Origin of the sequence: Facklamia sp. P13069 (genome assembly GCF_050409405.1) — a bacterium.
GTDB lineage: Bacteria > Bacillota > Bacilli > Lactobacillales > Aerococcaceae > Facklamia.
In genome coordinates, this window is record NZ_JBNUPN010000001.1 from 1 (window position 1) to 25,900 (window position 25,900).

Here is a 25,900-nt window from a genome sequence, read left to right on the forward strand (position 1 = left end):
AAAGTAAAAAATAGAGTTGAGGCCTTCGGCCATCAACCCTATAAATTATAGAACCAATAAAAAACAATTAAGACTGTTGCAAAAAATTTTCTTTTGAGAATAATTTTGTTTAATGGGCTAAGAATAACTATTTATTGACAAAAAATTAGTTATAATAGTAAATTGAAAAAGAGGAGGTAGACTATTAAAATAGTGGTTTATTGTGGTGCTTCCTAATGGAACAGGGATATCGGATGAAGTAGTGGAAGCCGTCTCTTGGAGTCGGGTGGGTCAAAACACGAATCCCTGTATATTCATGAATGTTAATGGTTATTACAATGGACTACAAAAAGTTTACCAACAAATGGTTGAAGAAGGATTTCTCTTAACGGAAGATTATAAGCAAATTGAAGGATTCATTAAAAACGAATCACGATTGTAAATAAGTGAAAATCAGCCTCTAGTACAAGTCGCTTAGTAATTGATTCTGGTAGAATAGATATACTATTAAGAAAAGGAGACTAAAATGAAAAACAAACACACTTTTAAATTATCTATCCTATTAATAATGGTTTTAGCTTTGACTGGCTGTCAGGCTATAAGTGAATTTGTTTCTGGCTTTAAACAAGATTTTATTGGTTTGACTATGACCGTCCAAACTTATGATGAGCAAGCCCAGATCATTGATTCTATGACGGGAAAATCAGTTTCAATTGAACGAGATGAAGAGTTCGATTCACAAACAGCTGAAGGCTCAACCAAAGCTGACTCACAGGTTTTAGATATTCAAATTGGTGGGCACACGATGACTCATGTAGGATCATCTTTGATTGCTGCTGAGAAGGGGTTAAATGACTTGACGATGGAGGTAGATAATCGCGTTGAACTTTATGATACGAGATCGAACCTTCCATTCATTTCGCGCTTACAGGACAATTTAGGCCAAACCTTTTTTGGTAAAAAGAAGACGATTATGGTGCGAAGCCAAAACGGAACACCTTTAGCCGTTTATTCAGGGAATAAGGTCTCCTATTTTAAAACGGATGTACCTAAGTCGACAGGACTCATAATAGATGGCAAGTATCTCTTTATTTACCGTTGTGATTACACGATCTATGACAATGAGTTACTCGAAAATAGTTAGTTATTTAAAGCGATTTTTGAAAATAAAAAAGAGGCGGACGTCAGTCACAGCCTCTTTTTAAACTTTCCATCCTCGGGCATGTTTCATTTCTTGCCCTTGATCATCATATTTCTTTCTTTTGCTCGAAAGGTGCTCTATTTCGATAGCATAGACTTGAACATAATCGAAAGCTGTGTCAATGGCTTTATCAACTAGTGAATAATGTTTAGGGACATATTTTTTGGCGATCAGACGTAAGGCCTTGAGCAATTCTTTTTCGTTAGTAACTTTGCGAATTTTGCCATAGATAATGGCCGACTCAAATTCAGTGGTGAAAACAGTGCGGGCTAGAGTTCCCCATGATTTTGGATCAGCAACTATCCTTGCGATTTCACTTTCACTATATAAATTAGGAACTTGAACTTTACCGACAAAAGTAACACAGACTTGCATGCTATCTTCAATCAATTCAACCTTTTTACCAGCTTTAGCGCTGTGAAAGTATAAAGTTTGATTGTCACGAACGATTGAAAGGGGGATGGCATAGGGATAAGGTTGATCAGGAAGGCTAAGAACACCATATTGGGAGTGATCGATAACGTGCTCGGCGAAATCTCTGGGCATGGAACGATCGTGGCGACGCATAGCTTGATAAATGTCTGACATCATAAACCTTCTTTCTATAAGTGCCAACAGCTAAAAAATATAAACATCAGGTTCAAGGATCAGATGTTTATATTTTGTATAGCTAGTTTATAAATTTTTGAAAAGGGTGTCAATAATTTTTGGGTTGCTTATATTGTGAATGAGATCTTGCGGATAGTATTTTTCAAAATGATTTTGTACGGCTTCTTTATTGAAGCTAATGCCTTTTAGTGACTCTTCCACTTCATTCAAATCATGAGCACTAAAGAAGTCGCCTTCAAAAACTAAAGATTGAATCACACCTTTTTCAACTTGGCAGTGCATTTTGAGCAAACCGCCAGCTAATACGGCTTCATTGACTAAGGAAAATTGGGGGTTGCGACCGAAGACCCAGTCCCAAGATTCAAACTTTTCCTGTTTGATTTTTTGTACGGCTTTTTCATCTTCTTCACTTAGGTGGAAGTAACTTGGCTGCTCGCCTATAATTTCTTTGACTAAAGCGTCTTTAAAGGTCTTAGCATCCCAATCGTCTGGGCAGTAATTCTTAATATTAGTGGTTCGGTCTTTCACAGATTTGATCCCCTTGGAAATTAATTTATGTTTAGCTGGATTGAGATAGTTTGCCATGGCTGTCAAGTCAGTCTCAAATAAAAGTGATCCATGATGCAGAATGGAATTTCCTTTAAAACATTGTGCATTGCCGGAAATCTTTTTACCATGAATCATTAAATCATTGCGGCTATTCATTTCAGCAGGGATTCCTAAACTTTGCAATGCCTGAATGATGGATTGCATGAAGCGTTCAAAATTAATTGCTTCATGCCGCTTGTCGCCTTGAGGACGAGGTGTGATAAAACTAAATTGCCAGCCACCTCGGTCGGTGAAGATAGTACCGCCCCCTGTATTACGTCGTGTAATAGCGACTTGATCTTTTTCTAGTTCTGGTAAGTTCAGTTCAACATATGCATTCTGGTAATTACCCAGCATGACTGTAAAATCGGTTTGCCAGATCATGAAAAGGTCTTCTTTTAAAGCTTTTTGGGTCATTAAGTATTCTTCTAAGGCAAAGTAATAGTTAGGATCAAGTGAATCAGTCGGTAAATATAACATGGGTCTTTATGCTTCTTCTTTGGCTAATTGAGCCACTAAGCTATTTTCAGCATCAAAGTTATGGTCAACACCGACGGCATCCAAGGATTCATGAGCCTTGTAGGAGCTTCTTACTTGAGGTCCAGAGGCTACGAACTTGAAGCCCTTTTTCATCCCCATTTTATTGTATCTACCAAATTGTTCAAGCGAAATATATTCTTCTAGTTTGTAATGCTTAGGGGAAGGCTGAAGGTATTGTCCAATTGTAAAGAAATCTACGCCTACCGCTAAACTATCATCCATAGCTTGAGCAACCTCTTCTTCAGTTTCACCTAAGCCTAGCATTATCCCTGTCTTTGTATAGATATGGGGTGCTTGTTTTTTAATATATTTTAAAACGTCAAGAGAACGTTCATAGGTAGCGCGGTGACGAATTCTTGGAGATAAACGCTCTACCGTTTCGATATTATGATTAATAATTTCAGGATTTGCTTCAATAACAAGGTCAAGACTTTCTTTGTTACCTAGGAAATCTGGTATAAGCACCTCGATCGTTGTGTCTGGGCATTTTTCTTTAACAGCACGAATTGTGCGAGCAAATTGTTCAGCTCCACCATCTTCTAAATCATCACGTGCCACACTGGTCACTACCACATGGCGAAGCCCCAGTGTTTTACAAGCATCGGCTAAGTTTTCAGGCTCCTTGTCATTCACTTCTTCCATATTGCCTGTCAGAATATCACAAAAACGACAAGCTCTTGAGCAATGGCTACCAAGGATCATGAAGGTGGCTGTACCATTTTTGTAGCACTCACCTAGGTTAGGACAGGTAGCTTCGGCACAAACGGTATTAAGTTGTAGGCTAGAAAGTAAGTTATTAACTTGATCGACGGATTCATTGTCAAAGCGGATACGTGGTTTTACTTGGGTTGATGAAGAGGCAGTGATTTTCATTTAAGCTTCCTCACTTTCTTCAATGGTCGCAATTAAATCACCAGCAGTCACTTTGTCACCTAGCTCTTGATGGATAGCTATTAGCTTTCCAGAAAAAGGCGACTCAATCTCATGAACAGCTTTATCGGTTTCGACTGAATATAATACTTCACCTTTTTGAATGCTTTGGCCAACCTCTGTGGTCCATTCAATAATGACCCCTGACAATACTTTTGAACTTAATTTTGGAAATACAATTTCTTTTTTCAAAATGACTCCTCCAATCAATTAATTTAAAGTTATTTCCTAGGAAATCTCTACGCTCCATTGTAGACATTCCGCTATAAATGTTCAATACTTTTCACAAAAATTTAATCCAGTTCTTGCCTTCCCACCCAAGTTCATAAAACCTAGCGTACAGGCATTTTTATACCAAATACACTTAAGTTCGTGAAAAAAGTAATAAGAAAAGTCCGAAAGATTGTGATAAAAATTCAAGAACTAGGTCTTGATTAATCATCATAAAGAGAGGTAAGAATTTATTTTGTGAATGTCTACTTGTGGAATGGGTAAGAATGTTCTATTCTTAATGGAAGATAGAGTGAAATGAGGAAAGGTGCATATGATAGAAAGCTTAAAACTATATTTTGAAGATCAAAAATCTTGGTGGGTATTTGTTTATAATGTTATACTTGCTTTCTTTTTAGCGGTACTTGTTATGTTAATGGATGTGCGCTATTGGGGAGACCTAGATGCGCTACCGAGTGTGTTACTAACCAGTCAAAACTTTGCGCAAATGATATTAAGTTCTTTAGCAGGCTCCCTTTTTGCTGTGGCAACTTTTACTTTTGCTACCATGCTGAGTGTGATGTCCTATTATGCTTCTAGTTTTGGGCCGCGAACAATTGAAAATTTTCTTTTTCGTAAATCGTCTACTCAAACTTTGGGTATTTATTTAGGTGGTTTTGTTTATTGCCTGGTTTCCTTATTTTTCATGCGCGAATCTCAAGGCGAATATTTAGTGATGTCGGGGACAGTGGCTTTAATGTATGGGATTACAAGTGTTTTATACTTTATTCGTTTTGTTTTTGATATCTCACAATCTGTTCAACACAATCAGGTCATTAAAGGACTATTTGAAAGAGCTTCAAAAATTATCTCGGAAAATAAAGCCTTTTTTGAAGCAGCAACATTTGTGGACCAATTGCCTTCTATTAAAGGGGCAGCCAGTCAAAGTGTGGAGTCTTTGAAACAAGGTTATCTAGATTTTGTCGATATTGATCGTTTATTTGATTTAGCAAAAGAATGTAAATGTGTGATTGTTTTGAAGGTTAGAAATGGTGATTTTGTAGGTAAAGGAGCTGTTTTAGCTGAGGCTTATTCTTTGAAGAAACAAAAAGATTGGGAAAAGTTTGAAGAGAAATTGAATCGGTCTTTTATTTTTCAACACGAACCTTCTTCTATGTACAATCCTGATTTTGCTCTTTCGAAGTTAACAGATATCGCTTTGCGGAGTGCCTCACCTTCTATAAATGACCCCAACACCATTAGTCATGTTTTTCGTTACCAGTCCATTTTATTAGGTGAATTAGGGCAAGCTCCGGCCAGGTATGCAGTCTATTTAGAAGAAATAGAATTACCTTCGTCACAAACACTAGAAGTAGGCGTTTGTTATGACTACTGCCCTTTTCAGAAGATTCTATTCCAAAATTTTGGTCAATTGGTTCAGTATATTAATCAAGACGCCTATTTAATTCGTGATCTTTATGAAGCCTTATATTTCATTGGCCTTAATTCTTCTCATAAGCATCAAGAGGTTATTAAAGGGTTTATATCATACTTATCAAATAAAATAACCGACCATTTTGAGTCTGAATATGACCAAAGAATGTTTAACGAAGTGATGGAACCTATTGCTAGGTTAAGGCCTAAAGAAACTGAGAAAAATGAGGAATAAAGGTGTAAAAAATTGCTGTAATTTGTTAGACTATTGGTGTGAGCAAAGATTTTAGTTTTTTAATGAGGCCGATCACAACGAATCAGCTTTATCAGTTTTAATGTGCGATTAAAAGACACCGTTAGTAAATAATGGCACTGTTTATCAAAAAAAAGCATAAAGCCGTTGAAAACGCTTAAATAATCAGCTAATATAGATTCTATAAGAGTAATTATTTGTGATTTATTATATGGAGGGTGACTAATGAGTAAAAAAACAATTATGTTGGTGTGTGGTACTGGAATGTCTACAACCATGTTGGTTAATAAGATGAATAATATTGTAAAGACTGAAGAACTAGATTATGAGATTATTTCATCTTCGATCCATGAAATGGAAGATTATGTAAACAATGAAAATATCGATGTCTTATTATTAGGACCACAAGTTTCTTATTTATCAGAAGGTTTGTCTAAACGCTATGCTCCAAAGCAAATCATTGTTGAAAGTATTGATAAAAATGATTACGGCTTAGCAAACGGTAGAAAAGTCTTGTTGCAAGCCGAATCGCTTTTAGACTAAAATGAAAGTAGAAGAAGTACAAGAAATTGCCATGCTAATGATTGCCAATGGTGGCGATGCGCGCAGTCAATCAATGGAGGCTATCCGCTTTGCTAAAGAAGGCAATTTTGATTTGGCTCAGCAGAAGTTCGCATTAGCCCAGGAGTCAATCTTAACTGCTCATCAATTGCAGACAAAGTTATTGGTAGGCGAAGCTCAAGGGAATAGCTCGGAATTATCTTTATTAATGATTCATGCCCAAGACCACCTGATGAACGCAATGACTGTTAACGATATGGCAAAAGAAATCGTCGATTTATATCAATTAATCCTACCGAATCATAAAAAATTTAAATAAATAATTATTTAAACCTTCTTTTTCTTTAAGAAGGTTTTTCCTTTCCATGGGAGAAGTTCACCAGCCCTATGTTGAAGCTAGCAGCGATAATTGATAAAATAAAGAATATCAAAAATGATAGGAGTGGTTAGATGTTATCTGATTCGATTCAAAGATTAAAAAGACATTATGGCTATTTTATGGGGACTATTCTTATTGCAACTGTAGGATCCTCCGTAATCAATAGAATTCTCAATATGTTCTCTCCGGTTAATGATCAATTGAATACATTTATTACCAGTGTTAATGAAACGATGACACCCGATCAATTAGTTCAATTTAGTCAAGATTTTTTTAAAGCACAATATACAGGTGTAGGAGGCTTAATAGCCTTAATCACTATGATATTATCGGTATTCCTACGCATTATGCAAAGAAGATCCTATTTTCAAAAGCTAAATTTTCCTGAAATGCGAATAGCAGATTCAGCTTTCTTTCATACCTCTCCTGTAAAAATCATTACACTTCCGATCAAGTCATTTTTTGCCAATGTCTTGGGTTGGATCGCCGGGTTCTTACTATTATTTGTTTCTGGCTTGATATTTTTTCAACTAAGCCAATATGGCAATACGGCTAGCTTAGTTTTTGTTTTGATATTTATGCTGTTGGCATTGGCCTTAAGCGTGTTTTTAGTACCTATTTCATATCTAATAGCATATGATGTGGAAGGCAAGTATAATTTCTGGGCAACCTTTACTAAAAGTTTAACGGTAGCTAAAAATAATTTTGGCCGAATCGCAAAAAGCCTAATAGTTATTCTTTTAATCTTTATTGTCTTTTTTATTTTGATAGGTCTTCTAGGCTTCGTTATGATGGATGGAGTTGGAGCGATTGTTACTGTAGGGTTGTTAGGGCTTCTAACAATAATTGGGTTAATTTTTTGGGTAGGTCCTTTAGTTGAAGTGTATATGGCTCAAACTCTAAATCATATTTTTAACAGAGAATATTAATTTCAATTGTTTTTTAAGGAGAAAAAAGATGAACATCGAAAAAATTATGGATATATTTCAAAATGATATGAAAGTCGCTGTGCTAGCAACGGTTGACAATGAAAATAAACCGCATGCTCGACATGTTCATGTTGGTCTAGCAAACGATAAAGGAATCTTTTTCATGACCAATCCTAAAACAAATCTTTATCAACAACTCCAAGACAATAAAGCTGTTGCAATGACAGCTATGAAGGAAGAAGATTATTTGATTCAGGTGATTCGGATTGAAGGGAAAGTACGAGAGTTAGGTAAAGAAAAATTAACAGAAATTTTAGGTAACAACCCTTATGTCGAAATAGTTTACCCTGATCAAGCAGATCAAGTGGGTGCCCAAGTGTTTCAAATATATGAAGGTAAAGGCTTCTACCACTCAATGACTCAAGGTCATAAGTATGAGTTTGAAATTGGTGGAAAATTATCTAAGATGTAATGATAAAGCCCTTTGAAAATGTAGAAGTTACATTTTCAAAGGGCTTCACTAATTGTTCAATTAGAAAGAATGCTGGAGGGATCTTGCTCTCAGTCAAAGATAGGTGGAGCTATACTTTATTAAAGCCAAAATCTCTCAAAGGTAAAGATTTTTTCATATAGCTATTTAGTAATCGAAGTGATTTTATTTAATCGGTTTTTAATCCTAACAAATGTTTTAAAAGGTCCTCTATTACGCTAGCAATTATAAAGGTCACCCAAGAAATTGCCCAAGCGCTACTGATAAACGACCAGAGAAAATAAATAACAGTGACCAATGGCCAGTATATATCATCAAATATTTTATCTGTTTTTTTAAGACGCTCTCGACTGTTGATTTCTTGAGGGCTAACCTGTGATGAAAGGCCAGATTCCAATAACTTTTTATAAGTTGATTGATTTCCTCCTAAATAGATGAAAAGGAAGACTGCGCTAGCAACACAGATCAAGAGTCCGGAAATAGTCAAATCTGCTAGACTAGTTGCTACATTTAGACTGTCAACTATAACGATAGGTATAATGGGTAGAAGAATTAAGGCGATACCAGCAATGAATCCATAAGAGCTAACTTTCTCTTGTTGTTTCAAGTCGTTTTTTAGTTGCCTTTCTAAGTTCTTAGATAAACGATATTCTCCCTTAGCTACTTTTTTTGGTTTGCCATTAAATTGGCTAGCTGTTACATAGAAACCAACAGCAATTACAATTGACACTATGATGATACTAATTCCGAAGCTATCGGCTAAGGTGCTGTTTTCACCTAAGACACTTTCTAAAGTCATGAAGACTGATGAAGAGGCAATCATTAAAAAGGTGCCGAGGGCTGTTAATAAATTTGACTTGGTGCTATTGGTAATAAAAGCATTGATTTCTTCTTCTGTGAGTAAGGGATAGTGTGGCAGTTTGTTTTTATCTTGTGTTTTGAATTGATAAGCATCAATCAGTTCCTCAATACTGCCAAATTCAGTAATCACTTTACCAACGGCTTCATGCTCACTCAGACCTGAATCAATTAAGTCTTGGTATTTGTCTTCCATATTTGCCAAGATTTCTGCCTTCAGTTGAAGCATTTCATCATTGACTTCAATCTTGTTAAACATAGAATCAAGATAGGTTTTTATTACGTCCATAATTAAGCTCCTTTAATAATATTTTCCACGATTGCTTTAACGATTGTCCATTCTTTGACTTTATCTTGTAAGACTTCTTTCCCTTTTTGCGTTAATCGATAGTAGGTTCTTGGACGACCATTTGTTTTCTGGCCGGGATAGTCTTCGATTAAACCATCTTTTTTTAAGCGGTTAAAAATGGAGTAAAGAGTTGTTTCTTTCATGATGTATTTTTCATTGGATAAATGAGAAATTGTTTTGCCAATTTCATAACCATAGGAATCACTCTTATCTAAAATAGCTAGGATGAAAAGGTCGTTATACCCTCTAAAAATATCACTATTTATCAATGAATCACCTCACTCTTTTTACTGTATCTGATGGAGTATTTAAATTATAAAACAATTACTACGGCAGATAAAGTAGTTTTTTAAAAAATCAGACCATAGTCCTAGGAAAATAGGAATAAAACAAGCGCCTCTCGATTATTTAATCGAGAGACGCTTTGATTTTATTATTTGGCTTAGATTTAAAATAGGAATTAAGCTTTAAATAGTAATTGGTGTAATTTCAATGGTTCAATATATTGGCCGTCTTTATAGACACGCATATTACCACCAGAGATTTCATCAATTAGGACAACTTCATCGTTGTTTTGTAAAGTACCAAATTCAAACTTAATATCATAAAGATCAAGACCATGAGCTTTTAATTCATCAGATACAATGGTTGTAATTTGACGAGTGAGCTCAACGGTGCGGTCTACTTGTTCAGCGGATAAAATATCAAGAACAACTAATCCGTCTTTAGTGATTGGTGGATCTTGACGATCATCATCTTTAATTGTGAACTCCACGTATTGAGGAAGATCACTGCCTTCTTCAATATAATCACCGTAGCGACGGAAGAAAGAACCCACTGCTTTTTGGCGGCAAATCACTTCTAAACCTTTACCAAACACTTTAGCAGGCTTAACCTCCATTGTTTGTTCATCCATGTTTGCATTAACAAAGTGTGTTGAGATTCCAGCTTGATGGATTTTATCAAAGAAAAATTGAGACATTTCTAAACCAGCACGACCAACGCCTTCGATAGATAGACCAACAGAGTTCGCCCCAGGGTCAAAGACACCGTTTTCTCCAGTGACATCGTCTTTAAATTTTAAGAGGTAGTTTCCATTTTCCAAGGAGTAGACGTCTTTTGTTTTGCCTTTATAAACTAATTGCAATTTCAACACCCTTTCTTATTAACATAAGTTAATTTTAGCACACCCCTATCTTAAGGAGTATAAAAAGTTAGATGAATAAACGAAATTCCAGTTAAACGTTCGGGAAAACATACGAACAAATTTTCTGGTTTAGAAAGTGACCTGTGTTATAATGAGGTGAAGAGTTTTTTTACGGACAGAGAAGAGAGGGATTATTTTGACTAAAGATAAAATTACCATCAAGGGTGCAAGAACCCACAATTTAAAAAATATAGACATAGAAATACCTCGTGATCAATTAGTTGTAGTGACTGGATTATCGGGGTCTGGCAAGTCATCACTTGCCTTTGATACCCTATATGCAGAAGGCCAAAGAAGGTATGTAGAAAGTTTGTCAGCCTATGCACGTCAATTTTTAGGGCAAATGGATAAACCGGAAGTCGATTCGATTGAGGGTCTGAGTCCCGCCATTTCAATTGATCAAAAGACAACCAGTAAGAACCCGCGCTCAACCGTAGGAACAGCTACTGAAATTAATGATTTTTTACGTTTGCTTTATGCCAGAGTAGGGACTCCCTACTGTCCTCGTCACAACTTACCCATTGTTAGACAATCTGTTGAACAGATGGTGGATCGCTTATTGGAATTACCAGATCGCAGTAAAATTCAAATTCTTTCACCACTTGTAAGGAATCAAAAAGGGCAGCATAAAAGAGTGTTGGAGCAAGTAGCTAAAGAAGGTTATGTTCGTGTAAGAGTAGATGGAGAAATATTTGATTTAACCGAAGTTCCCGAACTTTCAAAAAAAGTCAGTCATACTATTGAAATTGTGGTCGATCGAATTGTGATTAAAGAAGGGATTCGATCTCGACTTTATGACTCCGTTGAAACAGCAGTGAATGCTTCTAAAGGTTATTTAGTTGTAGATGTAATTGATGGAGAGGAACTTTATTTTAATGAGCATTATACTTGTCCATACTGTGATTTTTCTATTGAAGAGTTAGAACCAAGACTTTTTTCTTTTAATGCACCCTTCGGTTCTTGTCCGGCTTGTGATGGTTTGGGTGCTCGTTTAACTCCTGATGAAGATTTAATTATTCCTGATCCAACCTTAACTTTGCGTGAGGGAGCCTTTTTACCTTGGGGCAAAGAAGGTTCGGGCTACTATGCTTCTATGCTAGAACAATTTGCTAAAGCTTACGGTATCCCAATGGACCTTCCTTATGAAGAATTAACCAAGGACCAACAAGAAGCGCTCAAATATGGGCAACCTAACTTTCACTTTAAATTTACCTTTGAACCCATGCACGGTGGTAAGAAGCGAACGGTTGATCAGACATTTGAAGGGATCTTTAATAATGTTGAAAGACGCTATAATCAAACAAGTTCAGATTATATGCGAGATGTTTTGCGTAATTATATGCAAGAGTTAGAGTGTCCAACTTGTAGAGGTCAACGCTTGAACGAAAAAGCTTTAAGTGTAAGAGTGGCTGATAAAAATATTGCTCAAGTGACAGCATTGTCTATTGATATGGCAAAAACACATTTTGAAAATATACAATTTGATGAGCATGACTTGATGATTGCTCAACCGATTATGAAAGAAATCAATGATCGTTTGACTTTTCTAGATAATGTGGGATTGGAGTATTTGACACTCGATCGAATTGCAGGCTCGTTGTCAGGAGGAGAAGCTCAAAGGATTCGTTTAGCTACCCAAATTGGCTCGCGACTAAGCGGCGTGCTTTATATACTGGATGAACCTTCAATTGGCTTGCATCAACGAGACAATGATCGCTTAATTCATTCATTAATGGAGATGCGTGATTTAGGGAACACCCTAATTGTTGTTGAGCACGATGAAGAGACCATGTTAGCAGCTGACTACCTAATCGATATTGGGCCTGGTGCGGGCGATCAAGGAGGAAAAATTGTAGCTGCTGGAACCCCTCAAGAGGTAATGGGGAACCCTGACTCTCTTACTGGTAAATACCTAAGGGGCGAAAAAGGGATTGTTGTGCCTAAAAAACGTAGACAGGAAGACTTAGGTTGGATTGAGGTCAAGGGTGCTCGTGAAAACAATTTAAAAAATATCGATGTTTCTTTTCCAATTGGTCGCTTAACTTGTGTGACTGGCGTTTCCGGTTCTGGCAAATCGTCCTTAGTGAATCGCATCTTAAAAGTTGCCTTAGCTAAGCGGTTAACCTCTACTCAGGAAAGACCGGGTAAATTCAAAGATATCAGTGGATTTGAAGAGCTAGAAAAAGTGATTGAAATTGATCAAAGTCCAATTGGTCGAACTCCAAGGTCTAACCCGGCAACCTATACTTCTGTTTTTGATGACATTCGTGCATTATTTGCGAATACTAATGATGCTAAAATTCGCGGTTACAATAAAGGAAGATTTTCATTTAATGTCAAGGGAGGACGTTGTGAATCTTGTGGTGGAGCAGGTATTAAGAAAATTGAAATGCATTTTCTCCCAGATGTTTATGTTCCGTGCGATGTCTGTCATGGCGCCCGTTACAATTCAGAGACACTCGAAATTAAATTCAAAGGACAATCGATAAGCGATGTCTTAAATATGACAGTCGATGAAGCAGTGGAATTTTTTGATGCGCATCCAAAGATAGCGCGCAAAATGAAAACGCTGCAAGACGTAGGTTTAGGCTATATCCAGTTAGGACAATCGGCAACCACTTTATCGGGTGGAGAAGCACAGCGAATGAAATTAGCCGCTGAACTTCATCGTGTTTCCAATGGCAAAACGCTTTATATTTTGGATGAACCGACTACTGGATTACATGTTCATGATATTGTTAAATTAATGAATGTTATTAATCGATTAGTAGAGGCTGGCAACACGGTAGTTATTATTGAACACAATCTTGATGTAATTAAAACGGCAGACTATATTATTGATATGGGGCCCGAAGGTGGTAGTCACGGAGGTCAAGTAGTGGCTGTTGGTACTCCGGAAGAAATCGCTAGAAAACGAAAGAGTCATACTGGCAAATTTTTAAAAGATATTTTGAAGCGCGATAAAGATAAGGGTTTTCGATAATAGAGAGCATAGGCTGGGAAATTAAGACGTCCGGCCTATGCTTTTTTAATAATAACCGCTATCCTAATAACAGGAATCAGATAACGATTTCTTTAAAAACAAATATCAGCCTAGGGACCTATGATTAAAGAGTAATTAACTAGCATAATAGAAGATGAAGAGGGTCAGTATAAATTAGGAGGATTATTATGAACGAGAAAGAAAGAATTATCGAATTAGTTAGACAAAAAATTATATCTATGGATGAAGCCTTAAGATTACTTGAAGCAGGTGGTATGGCAAACGATTCATCAGAACCTACTGAGGATAGCGCTAAGACAAAAGACACTAAAATTGAGAGCAAGACATTGGTAAAAGATGACCTCAACCGCCTGGTTCGTTCAATGGTAGATCAAGCAGTGAATGCAGGGACAAGTGTAGTGAAAGAAGTAGCTCAAGCAAGCAATCAAGTCGTTAAAGAGGTCAATGATTCACTGGAAAACCGTAAAGAAACAAAAGACAGACCTTCTTTTAAAGAACAGACCAGTGATCAAGAAGAACATGCTTCTTATCAAGCAAAGGCTGAAGCTTTTGAAACAAAAGGGCAGGCCATTCAGCAAGAAATTGAAGAGGTTAATGAGCGACTTCATCAATTTAATGAAGAAAAGATTATTATCCAACAGCGGTTAAGAGAACTAGAAATTCTGGCTGAAATTGAAGAACTGACCACTGAGATGAAAGATCAGGTCAAAGATTTTACCTTACAAGAAAGAGCGATTGACAGTGAAATTAAACATTTAGAACAGCAAGTCGAAGGACTTTATGATCAGCAAGAGGATCTATATGAAGAATGTAAAGAAAATCAACAAGCTGACCCTGAATTTAAACGGTTTATTTCTAATTCCACCCAAGTTCTTACTGAGCAAGCGCACCAATTTAAAGAAGAAGCAAGCAGAGAAGGTAAACGCCTTGGCAAGCAAGTGAAGGATCTGATAAAATCCTCACTCAATAATTTCACCACTAAGGATGTTAATGTATCTTTCAATGTGCCTTGGATTAAGAGTCAAGTATTAGACCATACTTTTTCCTTTGATGGAGCAACTTTAACAGCGATGGATTTTAATGTATTAAATGGTGATTTACAAGTAGAATTCCATGAAGGCGACGACATTTTAGTAGAGGCTGCTATTAAGCTGATGGGTGGACAAGATAAGCTAACGGTTGACTTGTTCAAAGAAAAAGTAACTATAACCACCATTGAAAATAAATTGGTTTTTCATGTGGATGCTATGAATTTAGCTATGGATGCCAAGATCAGCTTGCCTCATAAGCTATATCATTCAGTTGTTTTAAATACCCTTAATGGAGATATAAGAGTCAAACAAATGGAAGTAAACAATCTAATCATTTCTAGTAAGCGAGGAGACATCCGTCTTGCTGATACCAAGGCAGATGAAGTGAATATTGACACAAAATTAGGAGATGTTAAACTTAAAAACATCTCAACTGATATATTAGGTTTGAATCTAGTCAATGGTGATGTAAAAATTAAAAACTCAACCATCCAAACAACTAGTCTTAAAAATATTAATGGAGACTTCCGAATTGTTGGACCAGTTGGTAATATTAAGGCCAGTACAGTTAATGGAGATTGTTACATTACTAAAAAAGATATCGAACCAGCTAACATCTCACTTTCAGCTGTTCATGGCGACCTTAAAGTCAGCTTACTAAAAGAACAGGCTTTCACCGCAAGAGGTAATCTCTCTGAAGGACAAATTAAGCATCGAATGTCTGGCTTAGACCGACAAGAAATTTTTGATGGTGGTAAATCATTTATATACAATCGTCCCGGTCATCTGGATCAGAAAGAAGTTCAGATTGATGCAAGTATTACCTTTGGAGATTTGTACCTAAAAGATGGAGATTCTGAGACAGGAAAGGAAGGTAAATAATGCAACGATTAACACGCTCATCATCCGATCGCCGCATTTTTGGTGTTTGTGGTGGTATAGCAGAATACTTTAATATTGATTCGACTTTAGTCCGTTTAATTTTTCTGATTGCTATGTTTTCAGCAGGAGTGGGTTTTTTCCCATACATTTTAATGGCGGTTATTATACCCTATGATTATCAAGTTGGCAAACCCTCTTTACGTCGTAAAGGAAAGAAATATTCAGAAACTAATTCTCATCAGGTGATTAAAGATATTACTCCTCAAGATGACGATAACTGGAGTGACTTTTAGAAAAATAAAACGAGCCCTCATCTTATTAGGTGAGGGCTCATTTTTAATGATAGCGCCATTTGCTAGTCAGAAGGCTCTTTCTATGATACCATTTTAGAGAAAAATGAATGGAGGATCGGACCGTGGGAAAATATGTGACAGTCCAAAAATTAACTGAAACTTTAGATGTGGAGATTGTCTATGGTCATGAACATGTCGATAAGAAAATTGTTTCCAGTGAAGTTTCAAGACCAGGACTTATTCTGGCAGACTTCAAAGAATTCTATCCGAGTGATCGGATTCAATTAATCGGTCGAACAGAAACAGCTTATTTAGATACCTTGACTAGCCAAGAACGTATTGAGAAATTCCGCTCTATCTGTCGTGAAGATACGCCTGCTATTGTAGTCGCTCGAAAAATATCTATACCTTCAGAACTTATTTTAATAGCTAAAGAACGTCAGGTGCCACTACTTTCAGCTCGTTCTCGTACTAGCCGGGTCTTGGCAAATCTAACCAATTATTTAGAAGGACAATTAGCAGAGCGTTTTTCAAAGCATGGAGTCTTTCTTGAAGTATTTGGGATGGGAGTCTTGTTAACAGGCACCTCTGGAGTCGGCAAATCAGAAACCGCTTTAGAGTTGATTCAAAGGGGTCACCGTCTAGTAGCCGATGACCGAGTAGAATTTTTTATGGTGGATGAGCTAACCCTAATTGGTGAAGCGCCGGAAATTCTACAAAACTTATTAGAAATTCGTGGCTTGGGAATTGTTGATGTAATGAGTCTTTATGGAGTCTCGGCCATTGTACGTTCTAAAAAGTTAGAATTAATTATCGAGATGGTATTAGATGATGGACAAATTGAATATGATCGTTTAGGGTCTGGTCAACAATACGACCGGATTTTTGATGTTCAAATCCCAAGAACGAGAATACCGGTAAAAACAGGACGGAACTTAGCAGCTATTATTGAAGCAGCCGCTATGAATTTCAGAGCCAACAGTATGGGCTTTGATGCTACAGATGCCTTTAATGCTAAATTAGATGCTTTGATCATGTCTAATCGTGAGGTGACTAATGATTAATTCTTTCGGCTCAATTTTTATGAAGATAGATCGCATCGCCTTTCATATTGGAAGTTGGCCTGTCTATTGGTATGGGCTAATCATTGGTTTCGGAATGTTATTGGCCTATTTCTTATATATAAGGGAAGTTAAACGTAAAGGGGCCGATCCAGATAAGGCCTTTGATCGCCTTTTTTGGGCAATTATCATCGGTTTTATAGGGGCTAGAATTTATTATGTAGCCTTTTCTTGGCAGTCCTATCAAGATAATTTGTTGAGTGTTTTTGCTATTTGGAACGGTGGTATTGCAATCTATGGCGGAATTATTGCGGGCTTTCTAACCTTAATATATTTTATTCGTAAAGATAATTTAAATGCAGCATTAGAAATGGACATGGCAGCACCTGCCTTGATGTTGGCACAAATTGTTGGGCGGTGGGGTAATTTTATTAACCAGGAGGCTTACGGAGGGATTGTGAGTCGCTCCTATTTAGAAAATTTAAGATTACCTACTTTTATCATTGATCAAATGGAAGTCCAAGGGCAATATCGTCAACCCACCTTCTTATTTGAGTCTTTATGGAACTTTATCGGTCTTGTTTTAATTATGACGATAAGAAGGAAGCGTTTCTTAAAAGAAGGAGAAGTCGCAAGCTTTTATGCAGTTTGGTACGGTATAGGTAGAGCTTGGATTGAAGGTTTACGAACAGATAGTCTTTATTGGGGACCTTTTAGAGTCTCACAAGTTTTTTCGTTAATTATCGTTGTAAGTGCTATTTCAATTATGATTTATCGAAGAGTCCACTTGACACTTCCCTTCTATAAGGAATCAGATATTGCAAGATAAGGAGAAAAAAATGAACATTACAATTCTAGGATCAGGTTCGTGGGGGTCTGCTCTAGCAAAAGTCTTATCAGACAATCAACATAGTGTTACTATTTGGAGCATTGATCCTCAGGTGGTTGATGAGATTAATCAACAACATACCAACTCGCATTTTCTTAAAGAATTTGAGCTGAATGAGACTGTTAAAGCAACGCTTGATTTAGCACAAGCCTTAAAGAAAGCAGAAGTCTTGCTTTTTGCAGTACCCACCCAAGCAATTCGTAAGGTTTCTAAAGAAGTAAATAAACTTTTAGTCAAAATGGAGCGACCTCCTTTAATTATTCATGTGTCTAAAGGACTTGAACAAAAAAGTCACTTGCGTATTTCTCAAGTGCTTCAAGAAGAGCTGACCACAGATCTTTACAGAGCTTTAGTCGTCTTATCCGGTCCTAGCCATGCGGAAGAGGTCGCACGCGAAGATCTTACATCCGTTACCGCGGCCAGTGAATCGCTAGAAGCTGCTGAAACTGTTCAAGAGCTCTTTATGAATAATTATTTCCGTGTATACACTAACACGGATGTGATAGGGGTTGAATTAGGCGCTGCCTTGAAAAACATTATTGCTTTAGGCGCAGGAATTCTTAATGGTTTAAACTACGGGGACAATGCTAAGGCCGGTTTAATTACACGGGGCTTGGCTGAAATATCGCGTTTGGGTATACGCTTAGGGGCAGACCCGCTAACTTTTCTTGGTTTAAGTGGAGTTGGAGACCTCATTGTAACTTGTACCAGCATTCATTCACGTAATTGGCAAGCTGGTAATTTGTTGGCTAAAGGCTTAACCGTTGAAGAAGTGACAGAAGAAGTCCAGATGGTGGTTGAGGGTATTTTTACTTGCCTGGCAGCTTATGAGTTGGCACAAGAATATCAAGTCGATATGCCAATTACTAATGGCCTCTATCAAGTTCTTTATCAAGGAGCGGATGTTAAAGAAGTGGTTAGTCAATTAATGAATCGCTCTGGCAAACAAGAAGCCTCTTTAGCCCAACACAATGAAGTGATCACCTCAGAGAAAGGAAGATAAGATGGAAGATACGATTGAAAAGACAATGATTAATGTCGATGTTGTGATAGTAGGCGCTGGCCCTGGAGGAATGACGGCAGCCCTATACGCTTCACGTGCCAATTTAAAAACAATTATTCTTGAGAAGGGTCTACCAGGAGGAGAAGTTAATAATACGGCTGATGTAGAGAACTATCCAGGTTTTTCTAAAATAGCCGGTCCAGAATTAGCTCATAAATTTTTTGAATCTGCTATGGAGTTTGGCGCGCAGCATTCAATGGAAACGGTGGTTGGAATTGAGTTACATGACCAAGTAAAACATGTCATTACCAGCAAGAACATCTATGTAGCACCTGTTGTCATTATTGCTACTGGATCTCAGCATAGAAAGTTAGATATTCCAGGGGAAAATCTTTTAAGTGGTAAAGGAGTTTCTTATTGTGCTGTTTGTGATGGCTTCTTTTTCCGTAACCGCCACTTAGTGGTTGTAGGAGGGGGAGATTCGGCTGTCGAAGAAGGAATTTACCTCACTCAGTTTGCTGATAAAGTAACCATTGTTCACCGTCGAGACAGTCTTAGAGCTCAACAGATATTACAAGAGCGTGCTTTCAAAAATGATAAAATTGACTTCATTTGGGATACGACTGTTGAAGAAGTTATAGGTGATCAATCCGTAGAAGGCGTGTTCTTACGAAATAGAAAAACCGGCGAACGCTACACATATCCTTGTGAGGGAGTCTTTATCTACATTGGCTTAGTGCCGAACTCTTCGTTGGTTAGCCATCTAGATATTACGGATGAAGAAGGATGGATTATCACCAACGAAAAAATGGAAACGCGGATTCCGGGCATTTTTGCTGTAGGAGATGTTCGCCAAACACATTTACGTCAAATTGCCACGTCTGTTGGCGACGGGAGTCATGCAGGCCATATGGCTTACCAATATATTCAAACCTTAGCAGACTAATTTTTATAATTAATCAGACTTAGCTATTTTTAAAGGTAAGTCTTTTTAAGAAATAACTAAAAACGTGGGAGATTAGTCAAATTTCTACTATTTTATCCCAATCATGATATAATAAATAACAATGAGAAAGGTGGCGAGAATATGCCTTGGCGTGAATTATATAAAAAATGGAAAAACAAAGAAAATCTTGACCAAGCGGTCAAGAAATCTCTAGAAGAACAAGCTGGCGATGAAACAAAAGATGCTTTTAATAATGTTTTAAGCTTTGGTACGGCAGGGATGCGCGGTATTATAGGAGCGGGCCCGAACCGAATGAATATTTATACAGTTAGACAAGCAACAGAAGGTTTAGCCATGTTAATCAATGAAGCAGGTCAAGAAGCAAAAGAGCGTGGTGTTGTTATTGCCTATGATTCGAGACACTATTCCCCCGAGTTTTCAATGGAAGCCGCTTTAGTCTTAGGTAAGCACGGAATTAAGGTTTATTTATATGAAAGCCTACGTCCAACACCTACCTTGTCCTTCGCTGTGCGTTATTTACATGCTTATGCGGGTATCATGGTAACGGCTAGTCACAATCCGGCAGAATATAATGGTTATAAGGTCTATGGTGAAGATGGCGGTCAAATGCCACCAGAAGATGCGGATAAGTTAACTCGGTTTGTACGGTCCATTGAAGATCCACTAGTCATTGAAGTAGGAAATAAGACGGAATTGTTAGGGTCAGGTAAAGTTGAAATTATTGGTGATCGTGTGGATCAAGCTTATCTAGCTGAGATTGCTAAAGTAACGATTGATTCTAATCTAATTGCTGAGATGGCAGAAGAAGTAAAAATTGTTTTTACTCCACTACACGGTACGGGAATGTATCTAGGGATGCAGGCTTTAGAACAAGCAGGGTTTTCTAACATCCATGTTGTTGAAGAGCAAGCAGAACCAGATGGAGGTTTTCCAACTCTTAAATCCCCTAATCCTGAATCGCCTGAATCATTTGACTTGGCTGAACAAATTGGGCGAAATATTGAAGCTGATATTCTTTTAGCAACAGATCCGGATGCTGATCGTTTAGGTGCGATGATTCGTACTCAAGAAGGAAATTATCAATTGCTATCAGGAAACCAAATCGCCTGCTTAATGTTGAATTATATGTTAAAAGCATACCAAGCCAAAGATCAATTACCTGAAAATGGTGTAATCATAAAATCGATTGTTTCAACAGATCTAGCAGAAGAAATTGCTAAAGCCTATAAGGTTGAGACGGTAGATGTTTTAACAGGTTTTAAATTTATTGCAGAAAAAATTAAACAGTACGAAGAATCAAAAGCGCACACCTTCATTATGGGCTTTGAGGAAAGTTTTGGCTATTTATTGAAGAGCTTTACACGTGATAAAGATGCTATTCAAGCCTTAGTAATGTTGGCTGAAATTACAGCCTTTTATAAAAAACAAAACAAAACCCTCGCACAAGCGCTAATGTCAATTTATGAAGAATATGGTTATTATAAAGAAAAAACTTTATCCATCTCTTTTACATCACTTGATGGAAAGCAAGAAATGGAAGCGTTAATGAATGAAACGCGGGCTAATCGCTTGACGGAGGTAGCTGGTATTCCTGTTGCCGAAGCCTACGATTATTTAAATAGTAATTTGATTTATGCAGATGGTAAACAATCCAGTCTTTCATATCCTAAATCCAATGTTTTAAAATATAAATTGAAAGACGGATCATGGATTGCCTTAAGACCAAGTGGCACAGAGCCAAAAATAAAATTATATATGGGCGCTAAAGCTGAAAGTGAACAGGCTGCAAATGACAAAATAGTGAGTTTAGAGGCCTTTTTGAATCAATTGATTAAGTAAGTTAAATCTCTGCTGAAATCTTTTTCTTTTTAAGAAAGTGGATTTCAGCAGCTTTTTTAGCTAAAAGATTCATAGATAGAGTAGAAATTAATTTGTGATATAATAGAGAGTAATAAATATTCACCAAGAAAAGAGGGAGACCATGTCAAATTTGGAATTAGTCATTATCACTGGGATGAGTGGTGCAGGCAAAACCGTTGCTGTTCAAAGTTTTGAAGACCTTGGATATTACTGCATCGATAATATGCCGCCAAGTCTTTTGCCAACCTTTTGGCAATTGATGCGAGAATCAGGTAAAATCACTAAAATCGCTATGGTAATTGATTTAAGAACACGGGAGTTTTTTGATGAGTTATCGGATATAATCGGTACGATGGATAATAATCAAGATGTTACTTCAAGAATTCTCTTTTTAGAAGCCAATGACCAAGAATTGGTTTCTCGTTATAAGGAGTCACGTAGACATCATCCATTATCACAAGCAAATGAAGTCTCAACATTGAGTGCGATTGCTAAAGAAAAAGAGTTATTACGCGATTTAAGAACGCGTGCTCAAATGATTGTAGACACTTCTGAAATGAAACCCAGACAACTAAGAGCTTATATTATGGAACATTTTGCTGAAAAGGAGCAAGTTACCTTTAGAATAGATGTAGTCTCTTTTGGTTTTAAGTATGGTCTTCCAATAGATGCAGATGTTGTCATGGATGTGCGTTTTTTACCTAACCCTTATTATATTCAAGATTTAAGAGGATTAACTGGAGTGGATAATGCGGTTTATGATTATGTTATGAGTCAACCGGAAAGTCAAATTTTTTATAATAAGCTAATCGACTTATTAAATTATTGTGTTCCTGGCTATAAACGCGAAGGCAAAAGTAGGGCTGTGATAGCGATTGGTTGTACAGGGGGGCAACACCGTTCAGTGGCCCTAGCTGAAAGAATTGGCGAACATTTTACTCGCATGAATTATTGTACAAATGTTAATCACCGTGATATGGCAAAAAACCAAAACCAAGTATTAAAGAAGGTTGCTAGAAATGAATCAGATGCATCAAGCTCGTTATAAAGTTGCGGTAATCGGTGGGGGAACCGGCTTGCCTGTAATTTTAAGAGGGCTAAAGAAATTAGATGCCAACATTACAGCAATCGTTACTGTTGCCGACGACGGAGGGTCATCTGGCGTTATTCGTGATTATATTAACGTTGTTCCACCGGGAGATATCCGTAACTGTATGTCAGCTCTTTCCGAAGCAGACCCAGTCTTACTTGAACTCTTTCAATATCGCTTTAACACGGATGATGATTTTTTAGCAGGCCATGCCATTGGAAATCTTTTGATTGCCGCTTTAAAGGAAATGAAAGGCTCACTGTCGGAAGCCATTGATATCTTATCGCAATTTATGAATATTAATGGTCAAATCCTACCAGCAGCTCCTGAACCATTAATTTTGCAAGCTTTATTTGAAGACGGAACGATTGCTGTTGGCGAGTCGAAAATAGCCCACCATCGTAAACGCATTCAAGAAGTTAATGTAATGACTATTGAAGGAAAACCTGCCGTTAAGGCTTCTTCAAGGGTTGTGGAAGCAATCATGGAAGCAGACTTAATTGTATTAGGTCCAGGCAGTTTGTATACTTCTATTTTGCCCAATTTAATGATTGATGAGATTGGACAAGCGATATCAAAAACCAATGCTCAGGTAGTTTATATTTGTAATATTATGACTCAATTAGGAGAAACAGAAAACTTTACGGATGCAGATCATATTGAAGTATTACATAATCATTTGGGAGTTCGATTTGTCGATACCGTTTTGGTTAATACTACAGAAGTTCCCAAAGAATATATTATCAATCAACCAAACAAAGAGTATCTGCTTCAAGTAAAACACGATTTCAATGGTTTGCGTCGTTTAGGATGTCGGGTTATATCTAGTGAGTTTTTAAGTATGAAAGAAGGCGGCGCTTATCATGATACGGATAAGGTTGTTGAAGAATTAGGGCACTTATTGAATAGTGTGCGTTTGCTTGATAAAAATAGTTCTGATTCAAATAAGCACTCAGTTTTATAAATGGACTAAATGTTGGTTAAGGAGAGAGTAGGATGACATTTGCAGCAGAAGTAAAAAAAGAATGTACATTATTAGAAGTTCACAAAGAGCATGCCAAAGCAGAATTAGCGGCATTGATCCGCATGAATGGTGCGGTTTCTATTTATCAACAAAAGCTAATTTTAAATGTACAAAGTGAAAATGCTGCAATCGCAAGAAGGTTATATACCTTACTCAAGGACTACTTTGATGCTGAAAGCGAACTGATTGTTCGGCGCAAAATGAAATTAAAAAAGAACAATGTCTATATTGTGCGCTGTCGTTATCATGTACAAGAAATTTTAGAAGATTTAGAAATTTTTGATCAATTAAGCCTCATCTCAAGAGTGGCTCCCGAAATAATGCAAAACGACCCAAAGAAGCGCTCTTATTTGCGAGGAGCCTTTTTAGCGGGAGGCTCGGTGAATAATCCGGAGTCAAACTCTTATCATTTAGAAATATACTCGAGTTATGAGGATCATAATGAAGATCTTTGTAAAATGATGAATGATTTTCATTTAAATGCAAAAACAATTGCTCGTAGAAACGGATATATCACCTACTTAAAAGAGGCAGAGAAAATCGCTGACTTTTTAGTAATTATTGGAGCCAATCGAGCAGTCTTAAAATTTGAAGATGTGCGGATTGTTAGGGATATGAGGAATTCAGTTAATCGCTTAGTTAATTGTGAAAACGCTAATCTTAATAAAGTAATTGATGCTTCGCAAAAACAAATTGCAGCTATTAAACGAATTGAAGCCAAAAAAGGATTGTCCTCTTTACCGGAAAAATTAGAAGAAATGGCACGTTTTCGTATTGAAAATCCAGATATGAGCTTAAGAGAGTTGGGAGAGCAAATTCCTAACGGACCTATTTCGAAATCGGGAGTTAATCATCGGTTGAGAAAAATTGTTGAATTGGCCGAAAAAATCTAAATAATATATTTGCTTAGCACTTTTAAACTTCTTTTTTGGTATTTAATATTAACACCATTAAGGAGGAATTATATGAATCAAGTAACTTTTGTTGGTAGATTATGTCGAGACATACAGTTAAAAGAGGTTGGCGATTCAGCGGCTGTTACTAATAATGTCATTGCAATCAAACGTCCTTTTCGCGATCGTAATGGTGAATCAGTGACTGACTTTATTCCTTTCGTCGCTTGGAACGGTTTGGCAAAATTGATTCACAAGTATGCATGCAAGGGGCAACGCATTGCTTTATCAGGAATGATGCAAAGTCGCAGCTATCTCAACGCTGAAAAAGAAGAAATTTATGTTATTGAATGTAATGCCAGCGAAATTACTCTCTTGGATAAGCCGAAATCTAAGGCGGTTTCTAATCAAGAGATGGAGATGAAGGCGGAAGATATGCAGGTGTCCCAAGAAACGATTCAGCAAGTGTTAAATGATATTTCAAATTGATTAGCTGTTTTAAAAAGTTGCCGAGCAAATACTTGCTCGGTTTTTTGTTTTTATAAAATAATAAGCCCAAAAACTATAAATGTTATATACTACCTTGGACTGAGTGGAGAAGACCTAGTGTCTCTTATAATAAGATTTGTGTATAATAGAAAAAACAGTAGGTTCTTAAAAAGGGGGAAGCCAAATGAAAATATTAATGATTGAGGATAATGAATCCGTTTGTGAAATGATGGGGATGTTCTTTGAAAAAGAAAATTTTGAAGCAAGCTTTCATGGTGATGGAAAAGAAGGATTTGAAGCCTATCGGACGCAACCTAACATTTGGGACATTGTTATTCTGGATTTAAATCTACCTTCTATGGATGGAATGACCATTTGTCGCAAAATTAGACAGATTTCTAAAGAGACGCCTATTATTATGCTAACTGCTCAAGATTCTGAAAGCGACCAAGTGATTGGTTTAGAAATGGGCGCGGATGATTATGTAACCAAACCCTTCAGTCCCTTGACGTTATTAGCGAGGATGAAAGCTCTGCATCGAAGAGCACAAGTAGTTTCAGCTGATGCAGCTTTTAAAGAAGAAAATGAGTTTGATATTGAAACAAAAACTGTCAAAATCAATACTTCTACACGTGAAGCTTACTATCACGATAAAAAAATAGAGAGTTTAACACCTAAGGAATTTGATTTATTTGTAATGTTTGCTCAGCATCCTAAGCGAGTGTTTACCAGAGAGCAATTACTCAAGAGTATTTGGGAAGATCCCTTTTTTGGTGATGAAAGAACAGTAGATGCACACATAAAAAAATTAAGACAAAAAATAGAGCGTTATGGTTCCCAGTTGATTCAAACAGTTTGGGGAGTTGGTTATAAATTTGAAGAACTAGGTGATTAATT

General features: G+C 37.0%; 27 protein-coding genes. 20 read left to right on the plus strand and 7 right to left on the minus strand.

All coding sequences use genetic code 11. The annotated features are described in order from the left end of the window. Positions 1-202: 202 nt before the first annotated feature. Together ACQV2T_RS00005 and ACQV2T_RS00010 are read left to right on the plus strand one after the other, a co-directional pair. Complete coding sequence (locus tag ACQV2T_RS00005; protein ID WP_428875164.1) at positions 203-421, plus strand: LOG family protein; 219 nt, start codon at positions 203-205, stop codon at positions 419-421. 84 nt (positions 422-505) lie between these two features. Further along, complete coding sequence (locus ACQV2T_RS00010) at positions 506-1,123, plus strand: DUF5052 family protein (protein WP_428875165.1); 618 nt, start codon at positions 506-508, stop codon at positions 1,121-1,123. 57 nt (positions 1,124-1,180) lie between these two features. Here ACQV2T_RS00010 and ACQV2T_RS00015 read toward each other — a convergent pair whose 3' ends face one another. The 4 genes from ACQV2T_RS00015 to ACQV2T_RS00030 form a co-directional block, all read right to left on the minus strand. Then, positions 1,181-1,768 (minus strand): pyridoxamine 5'-phosphate oxidase family protein, encoded by a 588-nt coding sequence (locus ACQV2T_RS00015; protein WP_428893081.1) that lies wholly within the window; start codon positions 1,766-1,768, stop codon positions 1,181-1,183. Between the two features lie 87 nt (positions 1,769-1,855). Beyond that, positions 1,856-2,857, minus strand: coding sequence for a lipoate--protein ligase (locus ACQV2T_RS00020; protein WP_428893082.1), 1,002 nt, complete (start codon positions 2,855-2,857; stop codon positions 1,856-1,858). Positions 2,858-2,863: 6 nt separating this feature from the next. Next, positions 2,864-3,790, minus strand: a complete 927-nt coding sequence (lipA, locus tag ACQV2T_RS00025; RefSeq protein ID WP_428875168.1) for a lipoyl synthase — start codon at positions 3,788-3,790, stop codon at positions 2,864-2,866. Beyond that, on the minus strand, positions 3,791-4,039 hold the full coding sequence (locus ACQV2T_RS00030; protein WP_428873171.1) for a biotin/lipoyl-containing protein: 249 nt from the start codon (positions 4,037-4,039) through the stop codon (positions 3,791-3,793). It abuts the gene before it with no gap. A gap of 352 nt (positions 4,040-4,391) precedes the next feature. On the opposite strand from ACQV2T_RS00030, the gene ACQV2T_RS00035 reads away from it, so the two are divergent. The 5 genes from ACQV2T_RS00035 (at position 4,392) to ACQV2T_RS00055 (ending at position 8,085) form a co-directional block, all read left to right on the plus strand. Then, positions 4,392-5,726, plus strand: a complete 1,335-nt coding sequence (locus tag ACQV2T_RS00035) for a DUF2254 domain-containing protein (protein ID WP_428893083.1) — start codon at positions 4,392-4,394, stop codon at positions 5,724-5,726. A 243-nt stretch (positions 5,727-5,969) separates the two neighbouring features. Continuing rightward, positions 5,970-6,287 (plus strand): PTS sugar transporter subunit IIB, encoded by a 318-nt coding sequence (locus tag ACQV2T_RS00040; RefSeq protein ID WP_428873173.1) that lies wholly within the window; start codon positions 5,970-5,972, stop codon positions 6,285-6,287. A 1-nt stretch (position 6,288) separates the two neighbouring features. Then, complete coding sequence (locus ACQV2T_RS00045; RefSeq protein WP_428875170.1) at positions 6,289-6,624, plus strand: PTS lactose/cellobiose transporter subunit IIA; 336 nt, start codon at positions 6,289-6,291, stop codon at positions 6,622-6,624. 131 nt (positions 6,625-6,755) lie between these two features. Further along, a complete protein-coding gene (locus tag ACQV2T_RS00050; protein WP_428875171.1) occupies positions 6,756-7,613 on the plus strand; it encodes a hypothetical protein in 858 nt (285 codons plus the stop codon). Between the two features lie 28 nt (positions 7,614-7,641). Beyond that, positions 7,642-8,085 (plus strand): pyridoxamine 5'-phosphate oxidase family protein, encoded by a 444-nt coding sequence (locus tag ACQV2T_RS00055; RefSeq protein ID WP_428875172.1) that lies wholly within the window; start codon positions 7,642-7,644, stop codon positions 8,083-8,085. Between the two features lie 187 nt (positions 8,086-8,272). On the opposite strand, the gene ACQV2T_RS00060 is transcribed toward ACQV2T_RS00055, so the two are convergent. The 3 genes from ACQV2T_RS00060 to ACQV2T_RS00070 all read right to left on the minus strand — a co-directional run bounded on the left by ACQV2T_RS00060 (position 8,273) and on the right by ACQV2T_RS00070 (position 10,457). Next, positions 8,273-9,250, minus strand: coding sequence for a permease prefix domain 1-containing protein (locus tag ACQV2T_RS00060; protein ID WP_428893084.1), 978 nt, complete (start codon positions 9,248-9,250; stop codon positions 8,273-8,275). A 2-nt stretch (positions 9,251-9,252) separates the two neighbouring features. Continuing rightward, complete coding sequence (locus ACQV2T_RS00065) at positions 9,253-9,579, minus strand: PadR family transcriptional regulator (protein ID WP_428873178.1); 327 nt, start codon at positions 9,577-9,579, stop codon at positions 9,253-9,255. Positions 9,580-9,770: 191 nt separating this feature from the next. After that, positions 9,771-10,457, minus strand: a complete 687-nt coding sequence (locus tag ACQV2T_RS00070) for a phosphoribosylaminoimidazolesuccinocarboxamide synthase (RefSeq protein ID WP_428873179.1) — start codon at positions 10,455-10,457, stop codon at positions 9,771-9,773. Positions 10,458-10,653: 196 nt separating this feature from the next. Between ACQV2T_RS00070 and uvrA the strand changes: the two genes are divergently transcribed. From uvrA to ACQV2T_RS00135, 13 genes are all read left to right on the plus strand, one after another. Then, positions 10,654-13,500 carry an excinuclease ABC subunit UvrA gene (gene uvrA / locus ACQV2T_RS00075; RefSeq protein ID WP_428876284.1) on the plus strand — a complete coding sequence of 949 codons (2,847 nt, stop codon included), beginning with the start codon at positions 10,654-10,656 and terminating at the stop codon, positions 13,498-13,500. A 188-nt stretch (positions 13,501-13,688) separates the two neighbouring features. Beyond that, the gene (locus ACQV2T_RS00080) at positions 13,689-15,434 is read left to right on the plus strand and encodes a DUF4097 family beta strand repeat-containing protein (RefSeq protein ID WP_428873181.1); all 1,746 of its coding nucleotides are present in this window, start codon (positions 13,689-13,691) and stop codon (positions 15,432-15,434) included. Further along, the gene (locus ACQV2T_RS00085) at positions 15,434-15,727 is read left to right on the plus strand and encodes a PspC domain-containing protein (protein WP_428873182.1); all 294 of its coding nucleotides are present in this window, start codon (positions 15,434-15,436) and stop codon (positions 15,725-15,727) included. Before ACQV2T_RS00080 ends, ACQV2T_RS00085 begins: the two co-directional genes overlap by 1 nt. Before the next feature lie 122 nt (positions 15,728-15,849). Then, positions 15,850-16,791: an HPr(Ser) kinase/phosphatase gene (gene hprK, locus ACQV2T_RS00090; protein ID WP_428873183.1), complete on the plus strand. Its 942-nt coding sequence runs from the start codon at positions 15,850-15,852 to the stop codon at positions 16,789-16,791. Between the two features lie 19 nt (positions 16,792-16,810). Beyond that, positions 16,811-17,617 carry a prolipoprotein diacylglyceryl transferase gene (lgt, locus tag ACQV2T_RS00095; RefSeq protein ID WP_428873184.1) on the plus strand — a complete coding sequence of 269 codons (807 nt, stop codon included), beginning with the start codon at positions 16,811-16,813 and terminating at the stop codon, positions 17,615-17,617. Between the two features lie 10 nt (positions 17,618-17,627). Continuing rightward, a complete protein-coding gene (locus ACQV2T_RS00100; RefSeq protein ID WP_428875178.1) occupies positions 17,628-18,680 on the plus strand; it encodes an NAD(P)H-dependent glycerol-3-phosphate dehydrogenase in 1,053 nt (350 codons plus the stop codon). Position 18,681: 1 nt separating this feature from the next. Next, a complete protein-coding gene (gene trxB / locus ACQV2T_RS00105) occupies positions 18,682-19,626 on the plus strand; it encodes a thioredoxin-disulfide reductase (protein ID WP_428875179.1) in 945 nt (314 codons plus the stop codon). A gap of 141 nt (positions 19,627-19,767) precedes the next feature. After that, positions 19,768-21,486: a phospho-sugar mutase gene (locus ACQV2T_RS00110; RefSeq protein ID WP_428875180.1), complete on the plus strand. Its 1,719-nt coding sequence runs from the start codon at positions 19,768-19,770 to the stop codon at positions 21,484-21,486. 142 nt (positions 21,487-21,628) lie between these two features. Next, positions 21,629-22,555, plus strand: coding sequence for an RNase adapter RapZ (rapZ, locus tag ACQV2T_RS00115; protein ID WP_428873188.1), 927 nt, complete (start codon positions 21,629-21,631; stop codon positions 22,553-22,555). Beyond that, entirely contained in the window at positions 22,527-23,561 is a 1,035-nt protein-coding gene (locus tag ACQV2T_RS00120) for a gluconeogenesis factor YvcK family protein (protein ID WP_428884957.1), read from the plus strand. The genes rapZ and ACQV2T_RS00120 overlap by 29 nt, the downstream gene beginning before the upstream one ends. A 32-nt stretch (positions 23,562-23,593) precedes the next feature. Beyond that, entirely contained in the window at positions 23,594-24,514 is a 921-nt protein-coding gene (whiA, locus tag ACQV2T_RS00125) for a DNA-binding protein WhiA (protein ID WP_428873190.1), read from the plus strand. A 72-nt stretch (positions 24,515-24,586) separates the two neighbouring features. After that, entirely contained in the window at positions 24,587-25,003 is a 417-nt protein-coding gene (locus tag ACQV2T_RS00130) for a single-stranded DNA-binding protein (protein ID WP_428873191.1), read from the plus strand. Positions 25,004-25,187: 184 nt separating this feature from the next. Next, positions 25,188-25,898 (plus strand): response regulator transcription factor, encoded by a 711-nt coding sequence (locus tag ACQV2T_RS00135; RefSeq protein ID WP_428893085.1) that lies wholly within the window; start codon positions 25,188-25,190, stop codon positions 25,896-25,898. Positions 25,899-25,900: the final 2 nt, after the last annotated feature.